General features: G+C 73.0%; 21 protein-coding genes and 1 pseudogene. 11 read left to right on the forward strand and 11 right to left on the reverse strand.

What is annotated here, in order from left to right:
* Nucleotides 1-31 precede the first annotated feature (31 nt).
* Nucleotides 32-247 (reverse strand): twin-arginine translocase TatA/TatE family subunit, encoded by a 216-nt coding sequence (locus Saso_RS10985; RefSeq protein ID WP_372442421.1) that lies wholly within the window; start codon nt 245-247, stop codon nt 32-34.
* Between the two features lie 170 nt (nt 248-417).
* Here Saso_RS10985 and Saso_RS10990 point away from each other — a divergent pair, with 170 nt between their 5' ends.
* From Saso_RS10990 to Saso_RS11000, 3 genes are all read left to right on the forward strand, one after another.
* On the forward strand, nt 418-1,326 hold the full coding sequence (locus Saso_RS10990; RefSeq protein WP_189918999.1) for an ion transporter: 909 nt from the start codon (nt 418-420) through the stop codon (nt 1,324-1,326).
* A gap of 130 nt (nt 1,327-1,456) precedes the next feature.
* Entirely contained in the window at nt 1,457-1,663 is a 207-nt protein-coding gene (locus Saso_RS10995) for a hypothetical protein (protein WP_189919000.1), read from the forward strand.
* A gap of 158 nt (nt 1,664-1,821) precedes the next feature.
* Nucleotides 1,822-2,406 (forward strand): TerD family protein, encoded by a 585-nt coding sequence (locus tag Saso_RS11000; protein WP_189919001.1) that lies wholly within the window; start codon nt 1,822-1,824, stop codon nt 2,404-2,406.
* A gap of 18 nt (nt 2,407-2,424) precedes the next feature.
* Here Saso_RS11000 and Saso_RS11005 read toward each other — a convergent pair whose 3' ends face one another.
* Nucleotides 2,425-2,880, reverse strand: a complete 456-nt coding sequence (locus tag Saso_RS11005) for a hypothetical protein (protein ID WP_189919002.1) — start codon at nt 2,878-2,880, stop codon at nt 2,425-2,427.
* The gene (locus Saso_RS11010; RefSeq protein ID WP_189919003.1) at nt 2,870-3,334 is read right to left on the reverse strand and encodes a copper-binding protein; all 465 of its coding nucleotides are present in this window, start codon (nt 3,332-3,334) and stop codon (nt 2,870-2,872) included. The genes Saso_RS11005 and Saso_RS11010 overlap by 11 nt, the downstream gene beginning before the upstream one ends.
* A 145-nt stretch (nt 3,335-3,479) precedes the next feature.
* Between Saso_RS11010 and Saso_RS11015 the strand changes: the two genes are divergently transcribed.
* Together Saso_RS11015 and Saso_RS11020 are read left to right on the forward strand one after the other, a co-directional pair.
* On the forward strand, nt 3,480-4,055 hold the full coding sequence (locus Saso_RS11015) for an RNA polymerase sigma factor (RefSeq protein WP_189919005.1): 576 nt from the start codon (nt 3,480-3,482) through the stop codon (nt 4,053-4,055).
* A gap of 5 nt (nt 4,056-4,060) precedes the next feature.
* A complete protein-coding gene (locus tag Saso_RS11020) occupies nt 4,061-4,729 on the forward strand; it encodes an anti-sigma factor family protein (RefSeq protein ID WP_189919527.1) in 669 nt (222 codons plus the stop codon).
* Nucleotides 4,730-4,792: 63 nt separating this feature from the next.
* Here Saso_RS11020 and Saso_RS11025 read toward each other — a convergent pair whose 3' ends face one another.
* The 4 genes and pseudogenes from Saso_RS11025 to Saso_RS11040 form a co-directional block, all read right to left on the reverse strand.
* On the reverse strand, nt 4,793-5,824 hold the full coding sequence (locus Saso_RS11025; RefSeq protein WP_189919007.1) for a sporulation protein: 1,032 nt from the start codon (nt 5,822-5,824) through the stop codon (nt 4,793-4,795).
* Nucleotides 5,825-6,046: 222 nt separating this feature from the next.
* Entirely contained in the window at nt 6,047-6,406 is a 360-nt protein-coding gene (locus Saso_RS11030; RefSeq protein WP_189919009.1) for an ArsR/SmtB family transcription factor, read from the reverse strand.
* The gene (locus tag Saso_RS11035; protein WP_307822226.1) at nt 6,403-6,975 is read right to left on the reverse strand and encodes an SRPBCC domain-containing protein; all 573 of its coding nucleotides are present in this window, start codon (nt 6,973-6,975) and stop codon (nt 6,403-6,405) included. Before Saso_RS11035 ends, Saso_RS11030 begins: the two co-directional genes overlap by 4 nt.
* A gap of 18 nt (nt 6,976-6,993) precedes the next feature.
* Nucleotides 6,994-8,274: pseudogene (locus Saso_RS11040) on the reverse strand (MFS transporter); the annotation flags it as partial.
* A 379-nt stretch (nt 8,275-8,653) separates the two neighbouring features.
* On the opposite strand from Saso_RS11040, the gene Saso_RS11045 reads away from it, so the two are divergent.
* Complete coding sequence (locus tag Saso_RS11045) at nt 8,654-9,676, forward strand: zinc-binding dehydrogenase (RefSeq protein ID WP_229901119.1); 1,023 nt, start codon at nt 8,654-8,656, stop codon at nt 9,674-9,676.
* A gap of 36 nt (nt 9,677-9,712) precedes the next feature.
* Here the strand turns inward: Saso_RS11045 and Saso_RS11050 are convergent, their stop codons facing one another.
* Nucleotides 9,713-10,792, reverse strand: a complete 1,080-nt coding sequence (locus Saso_RS11050; protein ID WP_189919011.1) for an endonuclease/exonuclease/phosphatase family protein — start codon at nt 10,790-10,792, stop codon at nt 9,713-9,715.
* A 233-nt stretch (nt 10,793-11,025) separates the two neighbouring features.
* Here Saso_RS11050 and Saso_RS11055 point away from each other — a divergent pair, with 233 nt between their 5' ends.
* Both Saso_RS11055 and Saso_RS11060 read left to right on the forward strand, forming a co-directional pair.
* The gene (locus Saso_RS11055; protein WP_189919013.1) at nt 11,026-11,745 is read left to right on the forward strand and encodes a response regulator transcription factor; all 720 of its coding nucleotides are present in this window, start codon (nt 11,026-11,028) and stop codon (nt 11,743-11,745) included.
* Nucleotides 11,714-12,850, forward strand: coding sequence for a sensor histidine kinase (locus Saso_RS11060; RefSeq protein ID WP_189919015.1), 1,137 nt, complete (start codon nt 11,714-11,716; stop codon nt 12,848-12,850). Before Saso_RS11055 ends, Saso_RS11060 begins: the two co-directional genes overlap by 32 nt.
* Nucleotides 12,851-12,924: 74 nt before the next feature.
* Here Saso_RS11060 and Saso_RS11065 read toward each other — a convergent pair whose 3' ends face one another.
* Nucleotides 12,925-13,917 carry a helix-turn-helix transcriptional regulator gene (locus Saso_RS11065; protein WP_189919017.1) on the reverse strand — a complete coding sequence of 331 codons (993 nt, stop codon included), beginning with the start codon at nt 13,915-13,917 and terminating at the stop codon, nt 12,925-12,927.
* Nucleotides 13,918-14,011: 94 nt separating this feature from the next.
* On the opposite strand from Saso_RS11065, the gene Saso_RS11070 reads away from it, so the two are divergent.
* On the forward strand, nt 14,012-14,422 hold the full coding sequence (locus Saso_RS11070) for a VOC family protein (protein ID WP_189919019.1): 411 nt from the start codon (nt 14,012-14,014) through the stop codon (nt 14,420-14,422).
* A 61-nt stretch (nt 14,423-14,483) separates the two neighbouring features.
* Entirely contained in the window at nt 14,484-15,239 is a 756-nt protein-coding gene (locus Saso_RS11075; protein WP_189919021.1) for a VOC family protein, read from the forward strand.
* Between the two features lie 45 nt (nt 15,240-15,284).
* On the opposite strand, the gene Saso_RS11080 is transcribed toward Saso_RS11075, so the two are convergent.
* Both Saso_RS11080 and Saso_RS11085 read right to left on the reverse strand, forming a co-directional pair.
* Complete coding sequence (locus Saso_RS11080) at nt 15,285-15,830, reverse strand: hypothetical protein (RefSeq protein WP_189919022.1); 546 nt, start codon at nt 15,828-15,830, stop codon at nt 15,285-15,287.
* Nucleotides 15,831-15,973: 143 nt separating this feature from the next.
* On the reverse strand, nt 15,974-16,477 hold the full coding sequence (locus Saso_RS11085; RefSeq protein WP_189919024.1) for a lamin tail domain-containing protein: 504 nt from the start codon (nt 16,475-16,477) through the stop codon (nt 15,974-15,976).
* A gap of 127 nt (nt 16,478-16,604) precedes the next feature.
* Here Saso_RS11085 and Saso_RS11090 point away from each other — a divergent pair, with 127 nt between their 5' ends.
* Entirely contained in the window at nt 16,605-18,452 is a 1,848-nt protein-coding gene (locus Saso_RS11090) for an acyltransferase (protein WP_189919026.1), read from the forward strand.
* The last annotated feature ends 410 nt before the right edge of the window (nt 18,453-18,862 follow it).

The raw sequence follows: 18,862 nt of genomic DNA on the forward strand, positions 1-18,862 counted from the left end.
GGCACCGGCCGCCCGTGCGGCTCCCCTGCCGTCAGCCGCGCGGGGAAGGACCGTCCCGGTCGACGACGGTGCCGGAGACGGCCGGACCGGCCGGCGCGGGGCCGGCCGGGGCGTCCTGTTCCTTGAGGGCCTTGGCCTCGCTCTTGAAGATCCGGGCGGCCTTGCCCGCCGAACGCGTCAGCTCGGGCAGCTTCTTGATGCCGAGGACGACCACGACGACGAGCAGGATCAGGGCCAGTTCGCTCATTCCGAACATCGTGCGGTCTCTCCCGGGGGTCACGGCGACCGGCCGGCGGACCGGTGTCGCACGAAAATCTACGTTGCTGTAGAAGTCTCTCCTGGAACACGCCGCTCAACAACCCTGCCCTCCGGCCACCGGCCGGAACCGGCACCCGCACCAGGAGCACAGACAGCCCGATGTCCCACCGTCACGACCCCGCCGCCCCCGCGGCGGATCACCCCACCCGGCAGGAACTGTCCCGTCGCTGCCGCACCGTCACCGAGGCCCGCTGGTTCGCCCTCACCGTCTTCGCGGTCATCCTCGCCAACGCGACACTGCTGGGGCTGGAGACCTACAGCGGTCTGGCCGCGGACTGGCACCGCTGGTTACGGCTCGCCGAGCACCTCTGCCTCGCCGTCTTCACCGCCGAGATCCTGCTGCGCCTGGCCGCGCACGCCGACCGGCCCAGGGAGTTCTTCCGCGACCCCTGGAACCTCTTCGACCTGGCCGTCGTCCTGTCCGCCTTCGTGCCCGTCGTCCGGGAGAACACCACGGTGCTGCGGCTGTTGCGGCTGGCCCGCGTCCTGCGTACCGCGCGCTTCCTGCCCCAACTGCGGGTCGTCCTGGTCGCGGTCGCCCGCAGCCTGCCCGGCACCCTGAGTTTCCTGCTCGTCGGCGCCCTGCTGCTCTACGTGTACGCCATGGTCGGCTGGGTCTTCTTCGCCCGCCACGATCCCGAGCACTACGGCTCCATCGGCCGTTCCGTCCTCACCCTGTTCCTGCTGATGACCCTCGACGGCATCGGTGACGCGGTCCGCGCCGGCCTCGAGATCTCCCGCTGGAGCCTGGTCTATTACGCCTCCTACGTCCTCATCGCCTCCTTCGTCCTGGTCAACGTCCTCATCGGGGTGGTCCTCACCTCGCTGGAGGAGGCCAAGGAACTGGAGCGGGACGAACACCCCGGCGTTCCGGGGCAGTCGACGCAGGGGCAGCCCCCCTCCGGCGAGGGGCGGCCGCTCGTCGATCGCGTCACCGAGGTACGCAACGCCCTGGACGCACTGGAACGCGAACTCGCCCGCACGGCGCCCGGCGCACGCTCCGACTGAGCGTCGGACGCCACGCCGGGCGGGTGCCGGTCGGGCCCGGTCCGCGGACCCTGAGGCCGTCGCGTCGGCCCCCTCGGACCGATCGCTGGTCCTCGCACCGCTCGCCCCGGCCGGCCGCCCGCCGCCGGACATGGCCTTCTCGGCGCTCGGACGCAGCTACGTCGTTCCCTACGCCGTCTGGGACGACCCCCGCCGGGACGCCGCCCGCACCGGCCGGCCGCGGGACGCGATGCACCGGGTCGAGCCCCTCGGAACCGGGCACTGCATCGCCGAGACGGACCTCACCGCCGCACCCTCCCGCGCCGCCGCTCCACCGCCGACGAATGGCAGCTGCTGACGAGCCTGCGCGGCCGGTACGACCCGGACGGCGTCTCCTACCTGACCACGGACGAGGCCGCCGCCGACCCGTCCGCTCCGTGACCCCCCGCGTGGAACCGCGAGGGCACCAGGCAGACTCTGTCCCGTAGTCACTTGAGGCAGAAAGCGGAGTCACGGATGATCACCCTCACGAAGGAAGACGGCCCGGCCGACCTGGACGGGGTGACCCACCTGTCCATCGGGGTCTCCTGGGACCCCACCGCGGGCAGCAGCGGCGGCGTGCTCGGCAAGCTGCGCCGCAAGACCGGCACCGACCTCGACCTCATCGCCGTCGCCCTTCAGGGCGGGGACCCGGTGCGCCTCGCGGGCCTCGACTCGCTCGACCCCATGGGCAACGGATCGCTGGTCCACAGCGGCGACAACCAGACCGGCCACGGCGACGGCGACGACGAGACGGTGACCGTCGAGTTCGCCCGCATACCGCAGAACATCACGTCGATCGTTTTCGTCGCCGCCGCGTACAAGAAGGGCAGCTCCTTCCAGAAGGCCCGCAACATCAGCTTCAAGGTCTACGACGCGACCGGCGGCAACTCCCAGCAGGTCGCCGACATCTGGCCCAGCCTGCTCACCCAGGACAACGGCTGCGCCGTGGCCAAGGCGGTCCGGGTGGGCGGCAGCTGGAAACTCGAGGTGATCAACGTGACGGGCAAGGTCAAGCAGGGAGACGAACACGCCCTGATGCGTTTCGCCGTCAGCAAGTAGCGGACACCGGAGCCTCCGTCAGCCGCCGCCCTGGGCGTGGACGCCGGTGTGCGGGTGGCGGGGGCGCTCGCGGCGCCGGTGACGGAGGAGCCCGGCGGCGGTCACCGCGAGGACGGCCGAGACGACGGTCCCCGCGGCCTCGACGTACAGGGTCGGACGGACCAGCTCCGCGTCGAGGGTCTCGACGAACCCGAACAGGCCCGTGGTGAGGCTGAGCACCAGGGCGCCGAGGGTGCCGGCCGTGAACAGGGCCGTGACGGCGGCGACCGCGGGAAGCCCGCGCACGGGCGTGAGGAGCAGCGCCACGGCCAGGACGGCGCCGATGACCGCGTTGAGCAGGAAGAGCGGCCCGATGGTGGCGAGATCCCGGTAGCCCTCCGCCCACAGCCGCAGATGGATGGCGGCCATCGTGGCTGTCAGTCCCGCGCCGGCCACGCGCAGGACGAGCCGCGTGGCCGTCGCCTCAGTAACCATGGCCGGAGGAGGTGCTGCCGGAGGTGGACGGCGCGGCGGATCCGCCGACGGTGATGCTCGTCTTCATGCCGAGGTCCTTGTGCCCGTCGACGGGGCAGAAGACCTGGTAGGAGCCGGACCTCAGTGTCACCGTGAACGCCGTGGACTGTCCGGGCTCCAGCGTCCTGCTGCGGTTGTGGCCGCCGGGGCCGTCGAGCTCCAGGGCGTGCTCGTGGTGCCCCTTGTTCTCGGCGGTGAAGGTGTACTGGCCCGGCTGGTACTTCTGCGTCGAGAGCTGGATGTGGAAATCCGTGAGCGCGGCCGTGACCCGGGTCGCCGAGGCGGCGGTCGTCGCCGGCGGGGTCGTGGCCGTCGGGCCGGCGCCGCCGCCCCCTCCGCAGGCGGCGAGCAGGGCGGCCAGGCCTCCGGCGGCGACACCGATGAGCACGCGATCGCGGGTATTCGGAATGATCATGACTCGGTCCTCCAGAACGTCCCCCTGCAAGGGGTACGGCCGGACCGCCCGGAGGGATTGCGCCGCGGTGGAGCGCGGCCTCCCGGCGCGCGGGCGGAGAATGGGCTGAGGCAATCCCTTCGGGGCCGCGGAACGTATCCCTGGTATGTGGCGCATGGGCCTGTCCTTCGGGCGGGTGCCCGACGAGGCACTGCTCAGCGGTCTGGCGACGGGCGATCCCGAGTTCGTCGTGGCTTTCGTACGCCGTTTCCAGCGCACGGTCTTCGGCGTGGCGTTCGCGGTGCTCGGGGATCCGCAGCTCGCCGAGGACGTCGCCCAGCAGACCTTCGAGCGGGCCTGGCGGCACGCCCAGGTGTACGACACCCGGCGCGGATCCGTACGGTCCTGGCTGACGACGATCGCCCACAACCTGGCGATCGACACGGCACGGGCCCGCCGGGCGAGCCCGGTCGCGCCCGAGGACCTCGACGCGCTGCTGGGCGTCGTGACCGAGACGCCCGAACGGCGCGCCCTCGCCGACGACAGCGCGGAGCGGGTCCGGCGGGCGGTGGCCGAACTGCCCAGGGAGCAGGCACGGGCCCTGGTGATGGCCGGGATCTACGGGATGACGGCGCGGGAGGTCGCCGACACCGAACACGTTCCGCTGGGTACCGCGAAGACGCGGATCCGGACCGGGACGCTCAAGGTACGGGCCCTGCTGGAGACCGAGGAGAAGCGGTGAGCGGCATGGAGTGCGAGCGGCTGCGGGAGCTCGACGCCGAGCTGGCCCTCGGGGTCCTGCCCGCCCGGGAGCGGGCCGACGCGGTCGCTCACCTGGACCGCTGTCCGGACTGCCGCGAGCACGTCGAGCGGCTGACCGCGGTGGGCGACGGTCTGCTCGCGCTGCTGCCGGGCGCCGAGCCGCCGGTCGGGTTCGAGAGCCGTGTCCTGCGCTCCCTGGGCGCGCGGTCCGCGCCGAAGCGCCGGGTGCGACGGCAGCGGCTGCGGCTCGCGGCGGCCGCCGCGGCCGCCGCCCTCGTCTGCGGGTTCGGCGGATGGACCGTCGGCACCGTCGTCGAGGGCGCGGCCCCCGCGGTCTCGCAGCGGACCGACGGCACTCTGCGCGAGGCCGCCCTGCGCTCCGGCGGCCACGAGGTGGGCCGGATCTACGCGCACTCCGGCAGCGGGGGCTGGGTGTACATGTCCGTCGACCTCGGGCCCACCGCCAGGGGCCCGGTCCGGTGCCTGCTGGTGCACGCCGACGGGTCCACGTCCCCGGCGGGTTCCTTCCCGCTCAAGGACGGATACGGCTACTGGGGAGCGCCGTCCGGCACCGACCCGGCGAGCGTGACCGGCGCGCGGCTGACGGCCACGGACGGGACGGTCCTCGCCGCGGCGCAGTTCCCGCACGCGTGACGCGACCTCCCGTCCGTACCGGCGATCCTGCGTACCGGCGCTCCGGCCGCCCGCCTGCGTCGGTCAGTCCTCGCCCTCGTCGTCTCCCTCGTCCTCGAAGAAGTCCCCGATCTCGTCGACGGCCTCGGCCGCGACCATCCCGCCGACGACGCCGACCGCGAGACCGGCCGCGCCGGCGGCGACGGCGGTGCCGATGCCCGGGCCCGAGCGACGGCCGCCGTCGTGATGCTCGTCGTGACGCTGATCGTGCCCGTACCCGTGAGCGCCGTACGCGCCGTCGTGTCCGTACGTGCCCTCGTGCCCGTACGAGGTGTGGGCTCCGTACGACGCCCGGTGTTCGACCAGGTGCCGGATCCAGCCGTCGACCTCGGTGTTCCAGTCGCGTACGTCGTGGTGGCCGACGGTGAACCTGGTGAGGGCGTCATGGCCCTCGGAGAAGAGCCCGCCCCGCTTGTCCGCCTCCAGGACCACCTCCAGACCGGCCGGGCCCGCGAGGAACGTCAGCTCGATCTCGTTCACCTGGTGGGCGTACCGCGGGGCCGGCGTGAGCTCGATCTCCTGGTAGAACGGCAGTTGCTGGCCGGTGCCGCCGATCCGCCCGTACTCCAGGTCCGCGGACCGGAAGCCGAACCCGAGCTGACCGAGGGCCTCCAGGACCGCTTCCTGGGCAGGCAGCGGTCCCACGGTCAGCTGGTCGAGGTCGCCCTTGTCCTTGGCGCCCGCGACGGACAGTTCGGTGCGCACGCCCAGGACGATGCCCAGCTGCTGCCCGTACAGCTCGGTGACCGGGGTCTCCCACGGCAGGGCGACGGCGAAGGGGGCGCTGCGGTGTTCGCCCGCCGCCAGCCGGAAGGCGCCCGCGACGGTGAAGCGGTCGAAGACCACGGTCCCTTCGCTCTCGCCGTCCTCGTGTTCGGCCTCGACCCGCGCCACCAGCTCCAGCGTGATGTGCTCGATGTCGAAGTCGGCGTCCCCGCCCTTGAGATGAACCTGGCCCGTGAGGCTTCCGCCCGGCCGGAACGCGCCCGGGTCCAGCACCGTGTCCACCGTGGGTCCGCCGACACCGAGCGACCCGAGCAGCCGTTTGAACACCATCGAGGCGTTCACTCCTTTACGTCCGTCCGTACCGTGAGCTGGGACGACCGTGACCGTCCAGCCTTCTTCTACAAACGAGTAGAAGCATAGGCTGCGCGGTACCGCGGAAGTCGGCGTCACGGCCCCGGGTGAGGAAACGTCCGAAAACAGCCGCGCCTGTCCGGCAGCCGACCTGGCCCGACCCGGCTGCCGGGGGGTGGGGCGTGGCCGCGCGCCGCGTGTTCAGGCCGACGGCGCGTCCCGCTCCGCCGCCTCGGCGACGCGTTTGATGGTGGCCAGTCGCCTGTCCCAGTCGGCCGCCAGCGAGGCCATCCACCGAGCCGTGGCGTCCAGGGCCGCGGGCCGCACCGCGTACCGCACCTCGCGCCCGACCCTGGCTCCGGAGACCAGCCCGGCGGCGTCCAGCACGGCGAGGTGCTTGACCACCGCCTGCCGTGACACGGGCAGCCGCTCGGCCAGCGTCGTGGCCGTGGCCTCGCCCTGTGCGGCGAGCACCTCCAGCAGCAGACGCCGCGTGGGGTCGGCCAGCGCGCCGATGACGTGGTCGACGGCCTCGGCGGCGCCGGGGGGTCGCTCCGTCATGCGGAGGGCTGTTCGGCGCGGTCCTTGAGGGCGCCGAGCTCCAGGGGCCAGCCCTCGCTGTGGTCCTTGTGGTTCTGGCTGCGCAGCTCCGCGGACCCGGCCAGCGCGGTGAACCCGCTCTCGACGACGCGGAGCCTGGTGCGGTCACCCTCCCGGCTCAGCGTGAACTCCACGAGGGTGCTGTTGTCCTCGCGCAGTTCCTGTCCCGGGAAGGCGCTGGTCCAGCGGTAGGCCAGATAGGTCGGAGGCTCCACCTTCTCCACGCGCACCGGGAAGTCACCGTGCTCGGGGTTCCTGGCGATCATCGTCTTCCCCTCCTCGGCCACGGTCCCGGGCAGGCTCGCCTTGTCGGCCACCCAGAACCCGGGCTGGGCCACCAGGGACCAGACCCGCTCCAGGGGTGCGGCGATCAGGATCTCGCGTTCGATGCGGTCCTCGGTCATCGGGGTCTCCTTCGTCGTCACCGTCATCGTCGAGTGCAACTTCAGGGTTGCACATCGGCCCATCATGCGCAACCTTCCGGTTGCACGTCGGTCGGACGGGTCAGGAGCTCGGCCGGCCGCAGGCATCAGTCCGGGACGTCCGGGAGGTCCGGGACATCCAAGGTGCCCGAGACGGCCGAGCGGGGACACGGCCATCACCACGGGGGACAGCAGCATGCCCGCGGCCGTCGCCAGAAGGCCGGTGCGCAGCCCCCACTGCCCGGCGAGTACTCCGCCGAGCAGGGAACCGACAGGGGACAGCCCGAAGCCGACGAACGTGATCGTCGCCGCCGCGCGGCCCTGCATCGCAGCCGGGGTGACCTGCTGCCGCACGGCCATGAGAGCCACGTTCACCAGCTGACCGCCCGCGCCGAAGACGAAGTCGACCGCGACGAGAGCGGCGACAGTCAAGACCGGGGAGCCGTGCAGCGCGGGTACGCACAGGAACACACCGTCGCCGATTGCCGCCGCGGCCACCAGCACCGGTCCGTACCCGAACCGGTCCGGCAGACGGGCGGCGAGCAAGGAGCCCACCAGCGCACCCGGTCCCGTCGCCGCGAGCGCCGATCCGATGGCGAGACCCGGCAGATGGAGTTCCCGCGACAGGAAGAGCAGATAGACGGTCGTCATGGCCGCGAACGAGAACTGGAACACGGCCGAGGCCAGGCACACGGCCCGCAACACCCGGCTGCCGAAGACGAATCGAAGGCCGTCATGGATCCGCCGCCGGACCGCGAGCGGGCGTTCCGGGCGTCCCGGAGCGGCCTCGGTCCGACGGATCCGGCGGACCGACAGGCACGACAGCGCGAAGAGGAGCGCGGCGCAGACGGCCGCGACCGGCGCCGACAGCAGCGACACGAGGGCGCCGCCGAGCGCGGGACCGCCGGTCCCGGCCGCGGACCTGCTGCCCTCGAGCGCGCTGTTGCCCCGCACCAGCTGTGCGCGAGGTACCAGTCGGACGAGGGACACCTGGTACGCCACGTCGAAGAACACGGACAGGGTTCCGGCGGCGAACGCGATCAGGAAGAGCGCGGGCAGCCCGAGCCGGCCACAGAGACCTGCCGCCGCGGCGGCTCCCAGCGCGAGGGCGCGGCCGACGTCGGCCAGCATCATCACCGTGCGGGTCCGCCATCGGTCGACCCACGCGCCGACGAAGAGGGTGAGCAGCAGGACCGGAGCCTGACCCACGGCGCGCAGGACACCGAGCTGGGCGCCTCCGACGTCGAGCGTCAGGACGGCCATGAGCACGAGCACCACCGCGGCGGTGTGTTCGCCGAGTTGGGAGGCGGTCTGCCCGAACCACAGGTTGCGGAAGTCGCCGTTCCGCCACAGGTCCGACGGATCGGGGCGGCCGGGATCGGACGGAGCGCGGAAGACGGACGGCACAGGGGTCCCTCGGGTTGCCACGACGAGGCCCGCCGCCGGGTACCCGCACCACGGGGGTACCGGTGGTCCGGGCAGGAGAAGGCTCGCTGTGCCGCAGCGGCGAGGGCGGCACGCGATGACGGGCCGACAGGCCTACGGCGTCAACGCGCGCCCGGGCGACCGACCATCTCTTCGACTCCTCGTGCGGCTGCCCCCGGACACTAGCGGCCTGGTGGCCCGCCGCGACAGCCGTTTTACGGGCCACGGCCGCTCGCGGCGGCCGCCCGGCGCGCCGGGGCGGTTCGCGTCCGACCGGGGCCGGGTGTGCGGGAATGAAGTGGCGGCGGCCGCATGTTGACCACCGCTGGACCGACTCTCCTACCCGGGAAGAAGACCGCTCATGACGTCCTCGCCGACCACGATGCGCGCCGTCCGGCTCTTTGCCCCCGGCCCCGCGGACAACCTGCGGCTCACCACGCTCCCGCTCCCGGCCGAGAGGGAGGGATGGGTGCGCATCCGTGTCGAGGCGTTCGGCCTCAACCGCTCGGAGCTCAAGCTCCGCCTGGGCGTGAGCGTGGGCGTCAGTTTCCCCCGGGTGCCGGGCATCGAGGCAGCCGGCACCGTCGACGCGGCGCCTGCGGGCAGCGGACTTGCCCCCGGGCAGAAGGTCGTCGCCATGATGGGCGACATGGGACGCACCTACGACGGCGGCTACGCCGAGTACACGTCGGTGCCGCTCTCCCAGGTCATCCCCGTCGACACCGAGCTGCCCTGGGAGGTGCTGGGAGCCCTGCCGGAGATGGTGCAGACCGCCTACGGATCCCTCACCGTGGGGCTCGACCTGAAACCCGGTCAGACGCTGCTGATCCGCGGCGGCACCTCCTCGGTGGGCCTGGCCGCCGCCGCCCTGGCCCGCTGGCGCGGCGCCACGGTGCTGTCCACCTCCCGGCGGGCCGACCGTCTGGCCTCGCTGAAGGAACACGGCGTCGACCACCCGCTGCTCGACACGGGCGAGGTGGCGCCCGCCGTGCGCGAGCTCTACCCGGACGGGGTCGACGCCGCCCTCGACCTCGTCGGTACGCCGACCCTGCCCGACACGCTGCGCGCGGTGCGCGTGCACGGCACGGGCTGCTTCGGCGGCAGCCTCTCCAACCAGTGGACGGTCCGGGACTTCTCACCGAACGAGTACCTGCCGAAGGGCGTGCGCCTGGCCGGGTACTTCGGCGACGCGGCCGACCTGCCCCGGGAGGCCCTCCAGGAGATCCTCGACGCGGTCGCCGCCGGCCGGCTGGCCTTCCCCGTGGACCGCGTCTACGACGGCCTGGAGCAGGTGCCCCGGGCCCACGACGACATGGAGCACGACCGCGCCATGGGCAAACTCGTCGTCCGTGTACGGCACGGCGACCGGGGCGCGCGGCCCTGAGCGGGAGCGGTCCCGGGTCCGCGCGGAAGGAGCCGGTCACCAGCTGACCGTGGCCGCCACCGGCAGGTGGTCGCTGCCGGTGGCGGGCAGCGACCAGGAGCTGCGAGGTGTCACGCCCCGCACCAGGACGTGGTCGATCCGCACCAGCGGGAAGGCCGCGGGCCAGGTGAGACCGAAGCCGTCGCCCGCCACCTCCTGGGCCGACCGCAGGCGTGAGGTGACGGAGGCGAACGCACGGTCGTCCAGGGTGCCGTTCAGGTCGCCGAGCAGCACCACGCGCCCGGACCGTTCGGCGGCGACGGCCCGCCCGAGCGCCCTCGCGCCCCTGTCCCGCGCGTCCGTCCAGAAGCCGGCCCCGGGGTTCACCCGCGCGGACCCGAGGTGGGCCACGTACACCGCCAGGGGACCCCGGGCGGTGGTCACCGTGGCCCGCAGGGCCCGGTTGTAGGTCAGCTTGACCGCCTCGGACTTGGCGTCCCCCAGCGGGCCGTAGTCCGTCTCGACGTCCACCGGCCGGATGTCCGACAGGGGCAGGCTGCTCCACAGCCCGACCGTGCCCAGCACCGTGCGGTACCGGTACGTCCTCGCCAGTTCCCCCTCGTACAGCGGCTTCGCGCGCGAGGTGATCTCCTCCAGCGCCAGCACGTCCGCGCCGGAGGCGGCCAGAGCGCGGGCCGTGCGCACCGGGTCCGGATTGCCCGCGCCGACGTTGTGGCTCACCACGGTGAGATCGCCGCCCGGGTGGCTCTTGTCGAGGAGCAGCCCGCCGAAGAGGTTCAGCCACACCGAGACCGGCAGCAGCAGCGCGACCAGCGCGCCGGCCGAGCGGCGCCACAGCGCCCCGGCCAGGAGCAGGGGGACGAACAGGCCGGACCACGGCAGCACGGTCTCCACCAGACTGCCGAGGTTCCCGATCCGGTTCGGGATCGCCGCGTGCAGCAGCATGACGAGCCCCAGCAGCAGTGCCGACGCCGTGAGCACGGGGCCGCGCCGGTACGGCTCCGGACGCAAGAGCGCGCGGACCGCCCGGCGGACGCCCGTGGGCCGGGGGTCCGGGCCGGTGTCCGGGCGTGCGGCGCCGGGCCGTCCGGGTCGCGCCGTGTCCGCCCCCGTCATCGTCCGTCCCCGCCCGCCGGACGCGCGGCGGGGAGCCGGCGGGTCCACGGGGACATCGGGCGCGCAGAGTGCAGGGGAGAGACCGGGGCAGGGAGCGGGGCAGAGGGTGACGCGGAGGCTGGGGCGGAGGCTGAGGTTCGCAACATGCCGCCAGTCCATACGGCCGGGTGTCGCCGCCCCGTACGGGTTTCTGGATACGCGGACGATACGTGCGGGCTCGTAGCATCGACCGCATGCGTGTCTTGATCGTCGAGGACGAACCGTACCTGGCCGAAGCGGTCCGCGACGGTCTGCGCCTGGAGGCGATCGCGGCCGACATCGCGGGCGACGGAGCCACCGCCCTGGAGCTGCTGAGCGTCAACACGTACGACATCGCGGTCCTCGACCGGGACGTTCCGGCCCCGTCGGGTGACGAGATCGCCGCACGCATCGTCGCCTCCGGCAGCGGCATGCCGATCCTGATGCTCACCGCGGCCGACCGTCTCGACGACAAGGCCTCCGGCTTCGAACTCGGCGCCGACGACTACCTCACGAAGCCCTTCGAGCTCAAGGAGCTCGCGCTCCGGCTGCGGGCGCTGGACCGCAGACGTGCCCACAGCAGGCCGCCGGTGCGGGAGCTCGCGGGCCTGCGGGTGGACCCGTTCCGCAGGGAGGTCTACCGGGACGGCCGTTATGTGGCGCTGACCAGGAAACAGTTCGCCGTCCTGGAGGTCCTCGTCGCCGCACAGGGCGGTGTCGTCAGCGCCGAGGCACTCCTGGAACGCGCCTGGGACGAGAACGCCGACCCCTTCACCAACGCCGTGCGCATCACCGTCTCGGCGCTGCGCAAGCGCCTCGGCGAACCCTGGATCATCGCGACCGTGCCGGGCGTCGGCTACCGCATCGACGCACCGCCCGGTACCGGACCCGGGGGAGGCGGACATGGCGGCGCGCACGCGGGCGGACGGGGGTAGGGCGCCCGGGACGAGCGTCCGCCTCAAGCTGACCCTCAGCTACGCCGGATTCCTCATGCTCGCCGGTGCCCTGCTGCTCGGAGCGGTGTGGGTGTTCCTCCTGCGCTACGTCCCCGACCGCGCCCTGCTGCTCGACGCCGACGGCACCACCCCCACCGGGGTGTTCCCCGTCCGGTCCAACCTTCTGCGCGTGTTCGCGCCGAGGGCGGCCGTCGTGACGGGGTTCCTGCTGGTGTTCGGCCTCCTGGGAGGGTGGCTCCTCGCGGGACGGATGCTCGCCCCGCTGACCGTGCTCACGCGCGCCACCCGCAGGGCCGCGGACGGTTCGCTCTCGCACCGGATCCGGCTGCCGGGGCGCAACGACGAGTTCCGCGAACTGGCCGACGCCTTCGACACGATGCTGGCCCGGCTCGAAGCGCACGTCGCCGAACAGCGGAGGTTCGCGGCCAACGCCTCCCACGAACTGCGCACCCCACTGGCCGTCTCGAAGGCGCTCCTCGAGGTGGCCCGCACCGATCCGGACCGGGACACCGGCGAGGTCATCGACCGCCTGCACGCCGTCAACACCCGGGCCATCGAGCTCACCGAAGCACTGCTCCTGCTCGGCCGGGCGAACCAGGGGACGTTCGCACGGGAGGCGGTCGACCTGTCCCTGCTGGTCGAGGAGGCGGCCGAGACCCTCCTTCCCCTCGCGGAGAGGCGCGGCGTCACCGTCGAGACCACCGGCGACGTCACCCCGGTGAACGGGTCGCAGGCGCTCCTGCTCCAGTTGACCACCAACCTCCTGCACAACGCGATCGTCCACAACCTCCCCGTGGGAGGCACCGTCCGGATCGACACGAGGGCGCGGGGGCCGAAGCCCGGGACCACGGTGCTCACGGTCGAGAACACCGGCGGACGGCTCACCGCGGAACAGGTCCCGAGGCTCACCGAGCCCTTCCAGCGCGGCACCGAGCGCCTGCACGCCGACGATGCGGGCGTCGGCCTGGGACTGGCCATCGTCCGGACGATCACCGAAGCGCACGACGGGACCCTCACCCTGGAGCCCCGCGCCCGGGGCGGCCTGCGCGTCACCGTGGCACTCCCCACGGCCGACGCGAACTGACCCTGCCCGGCGGCCGGGACGCTCGGCCCGGGGACGGCTCCACCGGGCCGACCGCCGGCCCCGCTCCGGACCGGTCATGTCTCCTGGGCGCAGGACCGCAGGCGGTCGGCGAACGCACTGACGAGCGCGCGCAGTTCGGCGGGGCGCTCGACGACGAAGGGCCGGTCGAGCGAGGCGAGGACCGCGGGCAGCCAGTCCAGCCGCTCGGCCCGGAGCTCGGCGCGCATCCAGCGTTCACCGGCCGCAGCCTCCTGGCCCGCCAGGGGTTCGGCTTCCTCCAGGGTCGCGACGCCGGCGGGGAGGCGGGCGCGGATCTGCTCGGCCGTCCCGTGGATCCGCAGGGTCACCTCGTGCCGGTAGGGGGCCGTGGCCAGGGACGACAGCAGGCGCTGCGCCGGATCCGGACCCGGTGGCGCTTCGAACGAGCCGGGCAGGGTCCGCGCGCCGGCCACGCGATCGAGCCGCAGGGTCCGGTCCTCACCGATCCCGGCGTCCCGGCCCGTGACGTACCACCGGCCCGCATGGGCGACGATCCCGTACGCGTGCAGGACGCGTTCGCTGCGGCGCCCGTCGCGGTCCTCGTAGCGGACCGAAACCGGGCGGCGGTGGCGCACCGCGTCGGCGAGGGTGAGCAGGACCCCGGTGTCCGGGGTGTCGAACGCGCCGGGCCGGTCCGTGAAGGCGAGGGCTTCCAGGAGTGTGTCGAGCCGCCGGGCCACATGCGCGGGCAGCACGCGCCGGATCTTCGCCGACGCCGTCTCGCCGGCCGCGTGCTCCGCGGCCGTCAGCCCGGTCCGGCGCCCTGCCACCAGGCCGAGCAGGACGGCCAGCGCCTCGTCGTCGCTCAGCATGAGCGGAGGCAGACGGTATCCGGGGGAGAGCCGGTAGCCGCCGTAACGGCCCCGGACCGACTCCACGGGCACGTCCAGGTCGAGCAGGTGGTCCACGTACCGCCGCACGGTGCGCTCGTCGACCCCGAGCCGCCCGGCCAGCTCGGCCGTGGTGCGCGTGCCGCCGGACTGCAAGAGCTCCAGGAGTGTCAGCACGCGGCCGGTGGGTCGAGGCACGGGTCGAAGCCTAGCCCGAATACCGGGCGGGTTCTGCCCGGTATTCCTCCTAGCCTGCGACGTGCAAGCACACGGCACGGCCAAGGAGCTTCCGATGGACTTCGTCTCGATCCGCATCATCACCGGCGACGTGGCGCGCCTCGTCGCGTTCTACGAGCGCGTCATCGGCGTGCAGGCCGGCTGGGCCACCCCGGACTTCGCCGAGCTCCGGGCCGGGGGCGCCACCCTCGCGATCGCCGGGACCCGCACCGTCCCGCTGTTCGCCCCCGGCTCGGCCCGCCCGGCGGACAACCACAGCGTGATCACCGAGTTCCTCGTCGACGACGTGGACCGCGTCCACCGGGACCTGACCGGCTTCGTCGACGCGTTCGTCACCGAGCCCACCACCATGCCGTGGGGCAACCGGTCGCTGCTCCTGCGCGACCCCGACGGCAACCTCGTCAACTTCTTCACGCCCGTCACCGCGGCCGCCGTCGAGAAGTTCGCACACCGGCACGGGAGGTGAGCGGTACGCCCGGCGGCGCAGGCGAGGGCACCGTCGGAAGCCGCCGCATAGGATCACCGGCATGGCACTGCGACCTGTCCAGGTGAACATCAAGGCCCTCGACGGCCGCGCGGTCGGCCGGTTCTGGGCGCAGGCCCTCGGCTGGAGTGCGTTCAGCCCCGGCGTCACCACCTATGTCGGACCGGCCGTGGCCGGGGCCGTCCGCGGCTTCGACTGGCCCGACCCGGTCTTCCTCGGTATCGACGTCGTCCCGGTGCCGGAGGCCAAGACGCCGGTGAAGAACCGTGTGCACCTCGATCTCGCCACCACGTCCGCGGCTCATCACGAGGAACTGGTCGCGCGCCTGAGGGCGCTCGGTGCGACACCCGTCGACGTGGGACAGGGCGATGTGCCGTGGACGGTCCTCGCGGACCCGGAGGGCAACGAGTTCTGCGTGCTGGAGCCCCGGGAGGTCTACCGGGACACCGGTCCGGTGGCCGCGGTGGTGGTCGACTGCGTGGATCCGCGGGACATGGCCCGCTTCTGGGGTGCCGCGACGAACTGGACGCCGCTCGACGTGAGCGACGACCACGCGACGTTCCGTTCGCCCGGAGGCGGCGGCCCGCACCTCGAGTTCCTCCGCACGCCCGGCGTGAAGACCGTCCCGGACCGCCTGCACCTCGATCTGCTGCCCTACCCGGGCGACGACCGGGCGGCGGAGGTGGACCGGCTGCGCGCACTCGGCGCCACCGACCTCGATCTCGGCCAGGGAGACGTCCCGTGGACCTGCCTGGCCGATCCCGAGGGCCACGAGTTCTGCGTCCTGTCCCTGCCCTGACGCGGTGATCGCCCCGTCACGGCGATGGGCTCCGAGGCGGGGCGGTCACCGGGTCCGCGATGCCGCGGCGGCCGGGACGCCGTGGTCGTCGAGGGCTGCCCGCATGGTCCGCAGACGCCGCTGCTGACGGTTGCCGGCGACGACGCTCCAGGACAGGAAGCCGACCGTCAGCAGGGCGAACCCGATCGTCTGCCGGGTGCCGGAGGTGAGGGCCACCATCGCCGTCACGGTGCAGAACATGACGGCGAGGAACACCAGGGCCGCCACACGGTGCCGCGTGCGGTGCAGGCGCTCCGCGACCAGGCTCCGCATCGCCTCGCGCTCGGCCGGTTCGCCGGGCACCTCACCCCTGCGCAGCTTCGTGTCCATGGAGACGAGGCCGTTCGTGCTGCCGCCCGCCGTCTTCTTCTCCCTGTTCCGCCTGACGAGCACGACGACGATGCCGCCGACGGAGACGACGGCGGTACGCAGCACCACCGAGACGGCCGAGCGGCCCGGGTACAGGACCATCACCAGCGCACTGGCGAGGAGGATCGACAGCGCGAACTGGAGCCACAGGTGTCTGCCCAGAAAGGAGTTGAGGCGTTCCACGGTTACCGGTCCCTTCCGTGTGGATGCGGACCGTCCGCGTACCCCGGCTCGGTGGACACACTCCGTCATATCCGCCTGTCCAAACGGAAGTTGACGGTCCGCAGGGTGCCCACCGCGCCGCCCGCGGCGGGAGTGGCCGGCCGTCAGCCGTGGAAGCCGATGTAGCCGTTGCCGTCGGCGTCGTTGGCGCGCTTGGTGTAGGAGTGGGTGTCCGCCCGGGCGGCGGTGGGCTTGAGCAGGTAGACGGTGTCCTTGTCGTTGTTCCAGATGAAGTTGCAGTTCTGGCGGTACACGACGTTGCCCGCGTCCGAGTCGGTGCCCCGGCCGCCGCGCAGCTTCACGTAGTCGCCCGGCTCGAGCCTGTGGGTGGCGGGGAAGGTGAACTTGTTGCCCGTGGCGTCCTTGACGACGTAGCCCTTGAGGTCGACGGTCGCGGTGCGCGAGTAGTTCTTGATCGTCAGGTACTCGTCCTTGGTGTTGCCGCCGGAGCACCGGTTGGAGTCACTGCCCGGAGCGTCGTACTGGACACCCTTGATCTTCAGTGCGGACGTGTACTCGGTGGCCTGGGCCGGTCCGGCGGCCGTCACGGCGATCGTGCCGGCGGCGGCGACCGCGGCAACGGCGGCCAGGCTGTGGCGCATACGCATGAGGAAACCCCCCTGAGTGGTGCGAATGGAGCGTCAGGAGCCTAGCCGAAGTGATCGGAAGGTGTTCGGATCGTGTGAATTTCGTGAAGGCTCGCCCCGGCGGTAAGCGCTACCTATCCTGGCTCGTGTGGATCAGGAAGGCGCTGCCGAGGATTCCTCTTTCGACTACTGCCCCTGGAACTTCGCGCGCGGGGCGTCCTCCGCGCAGCGAGCGGCGCAGGCCGAGCGTCAGCGGGCGCTGACCGCGACGGGGGCGCGTCTCGGGCCCCGCTGCTTCGTCTCCGCGGCCGCAGCCGTGTTCGCCGACGTTCTCAGCCTGGGCGCCGACTCCTACATCGCGGGCTACGCCTATGTCACGGGCGAGGTGCGGGCCGGGCGTGACTGTTCGGTCAATCCGTACGCGACGGTGCGGGGGCGGGTGACGCTCGGCGACGGGGTGCGCATCGGCGCGCACGCCTCCCTGCTCGGCTTCAACCACGGGTTCGCGCCGGAAGAGCCCGTGCACCGGCAGCCGTTGACGAGCAAGGGCATCGTCGTCGGGGACGACGTCTGGATCGGCTCGAACGTCGTCGTCCTGGACGGCGTGACGATCGGCGATCACTGTGTGGTGGGGGCGGGGGCGGTCGTCACCAAGGACCTGGCGCCGTGGACGATAGCCGCCGGCAACCCGGCCCGCCCCCTGCGCGACCGTCGCGGACCCACGGGACCGAACGGACGGGGTCGATCGGACGGGCCGGGCGGGCCGGGCGGCCGAAGTCGGTCGGACGAGCAGGGTGGCGCGAGCAGGGCGGCAGATCCGGACGCGGCGGGCGGTGCCGGCGGAGCGCGGACCCGTACGCCGGGAGCCGAACAGGGCGACGCCCTCGCGGAGTTCGCCGAGCGGGCCCGCACGCAGGCCGCCGCCGTGCTGGCCCGTTGCTGGAACGACGACACCGGCCGCTACGCCGACCGGCCGGGCGCCGCGCCGACGGTGCGCGCGCACTGCGACGCCGTGGAGATCGCCGATCTCCTGCTGGGTGCGCCCCCGGAGCAGATGACCGCCGTCGAACACGCGGAGCGGCTGCGCGTGTTGCAGGATCCGGCGAGCGGGCTGGTGCCCGAGCTCGCGCCCGGGGGCCTGCCGGGGGTGCCGGCGGCACCGGCCGAGGACGGATGGATCGAGGACGGCGCGGCCGAGTACCACGTGCTGTCGGTGGGCTCGGCGCTGGAGCTGCTCGGCTCCCGGTTCGCTCATCCGGTGCATGCCGTGGATCGCATGACGGCCGGTCAGCTGGTGGCGCGGCTGGACGCACTGCCGTGGGGGACCAGGGCGTGGACGGCGGGCGCGTGGGTCGACTGCTGGGCGACCGGCGCGTATCGCAACCGCGAGCTGAAGAAGGGGACTTCCGGCGGGTCCGGCGCGCTCGAGGCGCTGTTCGGCTGGCTCGGTACGCGGGTGGACCCGTGGACGGGGATGTGGGGCACGGCGTCCGCCCCGTCCGAGGGGCGGCTCCAGCTCGTCAACGGCTACTACCGGCTCACCCGGGGTTCCTTCGCGCAGTTCGGGCTTCCCGTGCCCTGGCCGGACCGGGTGGTGGACACCGTGCTGGCGCACGCGCGCGACCCGCGCTGGTTCGCGGAGGGCCGTCAGAACGCGTGCAACGTCCTGGACGTGGCCCACCCCCTGTGGCTGGCCGGACGTCAGACCCGTCATCGTGAGGACGAGGTGCGGGCGTGGGCGGGGGAGCAACTGGTCTCGGTACTGCGGAAGTGGCACGACCTGGCGGGCTTCGGCTTCGGCCCGGCGGGGGAGGGCGGCTCGGGTCCGGGCCGGGAACCGGGGCTCCAGGGTACCGAGATGTGGCTCGCCGTCGTCTGGCTGCTGGCCGACCTGGTCGGGACGGCGGACCGGCTGGGATACCGGCCGAGGGGGGTGCACCGTCCGGAGCCGGGCGGCTCGCCGGCGTTTTCGAGGCCCGGACAGCGCCCGTCCTGAACGTCCGCGGCACGCGCGCGTGCCGAACCGGCGCCGGGGAGACATCGCCGACGCCTGCCGGGGGCGGGGCCCCGACGTCGTGCCGGGGGCCCGACGCCCTGCGCCATCCCCTCGCCTGTCTCGCGGGCCGCTCGCGTGAACCGCGTACCGCTCACTTGCGTCGCGGAAGGATGCGGGCGCACCGCCGGTCGTACGGCCGTCCCGGAGCCTGCGGCATGCCGCTGTTCCGCCGCTCGGGCTCGCCGCGCAAGGGCGTCCCCCAGGGCCGGTCGCCCGGGCGCAACGCGAGATGGGTCACAGCGTGACCTGTGAAAACGTCCCGCGCGAGGACCCGTCCGGCCTGCCCACGCCGCATTTACGTGCTACATGCATCGAAGTGTGTACAGCCCGTTATCGGCGCATGTCCCCCT

Source organism: Streptomyces asoensis, assembly GCF_016860545.1.
Classification (GTDB): Bacteria; Actinomycetota; Actinomycetes; order Streptomycetales; family Streptomycetaceae; genus Streptomyces; species Streptomyces asoensis.

Bases quoted from the DNA above. Each gene is read 5' to 3' on its own strand.
- Saso_RS10985 (WP_372442421.1), bottom strand. From the start codon at position 247: ATGAGCGAACTGGCCCTGATCCTGCTCGTCGTCGTGGTCGTCCTCGGC.
- Saso_RS10990 (WP_189918999.1), top strand. From the start codon at position 418: ATGTCCCACCGTCACGACCCCGCCGCCCCCGCGGCGGATCACCCCACC.
- Saso_RS10995 (WP_189919000.1), top strand. From the start codon at position 1,457: ATGGCCTTCTCGGCGCTCGGACGCAGCTACGTCGTTCCCTACGCCGTC.
- Saso_RS11000 (WP_189919001.1), top strand. From the start codon at position 1,822: ATGATCACCCTCACGAAGGAAGACGGCCCGGCCGACCTGGACGGGGTG.
- Saso_RS11005 (WP_189919002.1), bottom strand. From the start codon at position 2,880: ATGGTTACTGAGGCGACGGCCACGCGGCTCGTCCTGCGCGTGGCCGGC.
- Saso_RS11010 (WP_189919003.1), bottom strand. From the start codon at position 3,334: ATGATCATTCCGAATACCCGCGATCGCGTGCTCATCGGTGTCGCCGCC.
- Saso_RS11015 (WP_189919005.1), top strand. From the start codon at position 3,480: ATGTGGCGCATGGGCCTGTCCTTCGGGCGGGTGCCCGACGAGGCACTG.
- Saso_RS11020 (WP_189919527.1), top strand. From the start codon at position 4,061: ATGGAGTGCGAGCGGCTGCGGGAGCTCGACGCCGAGCTGGCCCTCGGG.
- Saso_RS11025 (WP_189919007.1), bottom strand. From the start codon at position 5,824: ATGGTGTTCAAACGGCTGCTCGGGTCGCTCGGTGTCGGCGGACCCACG.
- Saso_RS11030 (WP_189919009.1), bottom strand. From the start codon at position 6,406: ATGACGGAGCGACCCCCCGGCGCCGCCGAGGCCGTCGACCACGTCATC.
- Saso_RS11035 (WP_307822226.1), bottom strand. From the start codon at position 6,975: ATGCCTGCGGCCGGCCGAGCTCCTGACCCGTCCGACCGACGTGCAACC.
- Saso_RS11045 (WP_229901119.1), top strand. From the start codon at position 8,654: ATGACGTCCTCGCCGACCACGATGCGCGCCGTCCGGCTCTTTGCCCCC.
- Saso_RS11050 (WP_189919011.1), bottom strand. From the start codon at position 10,792: ATGACGGGGGCGGACACGGCGCGACCCGGACGGCCCGGCGCCGCACGC.
- Saso_RS11055 (WP_189919013.1), top strand. From the start codon at position 11,026: ATGCGTGTCTTGATCGTCGAGGACGAACCGTACCTGGCCGAAGCGGTC.
- Saso_RS11060 (WP_189919015.1), top strand. From the start codon at position 11,714: ATGGCGGCGCGCACGCGGGCGGACGGGGGTAGGGCGCCCGGGACGAGC.
- Saso_RS11070 (WP_189919019.1), top strand. From the start codon at position 14,012: ATGGACTTCGTCTCGATCCGCATCATCACCGGCGACGTGGCGCGCCTC.
- Saso_RS11075 (WP_189919021.1), top strand. From the start codon at position 14,484: ATGGCACTGCGACCTGTCCAGGTGAACATCAAGGCCCTCGACGGCCGC.
- Saso_RS11085 (WP_189919024.1), bottom strand. From the start codon at position 16,477: ATGCGTATGCGCCACAGCCTGGCCGCCGTTGCCGCGGTCGCCGCCGCC.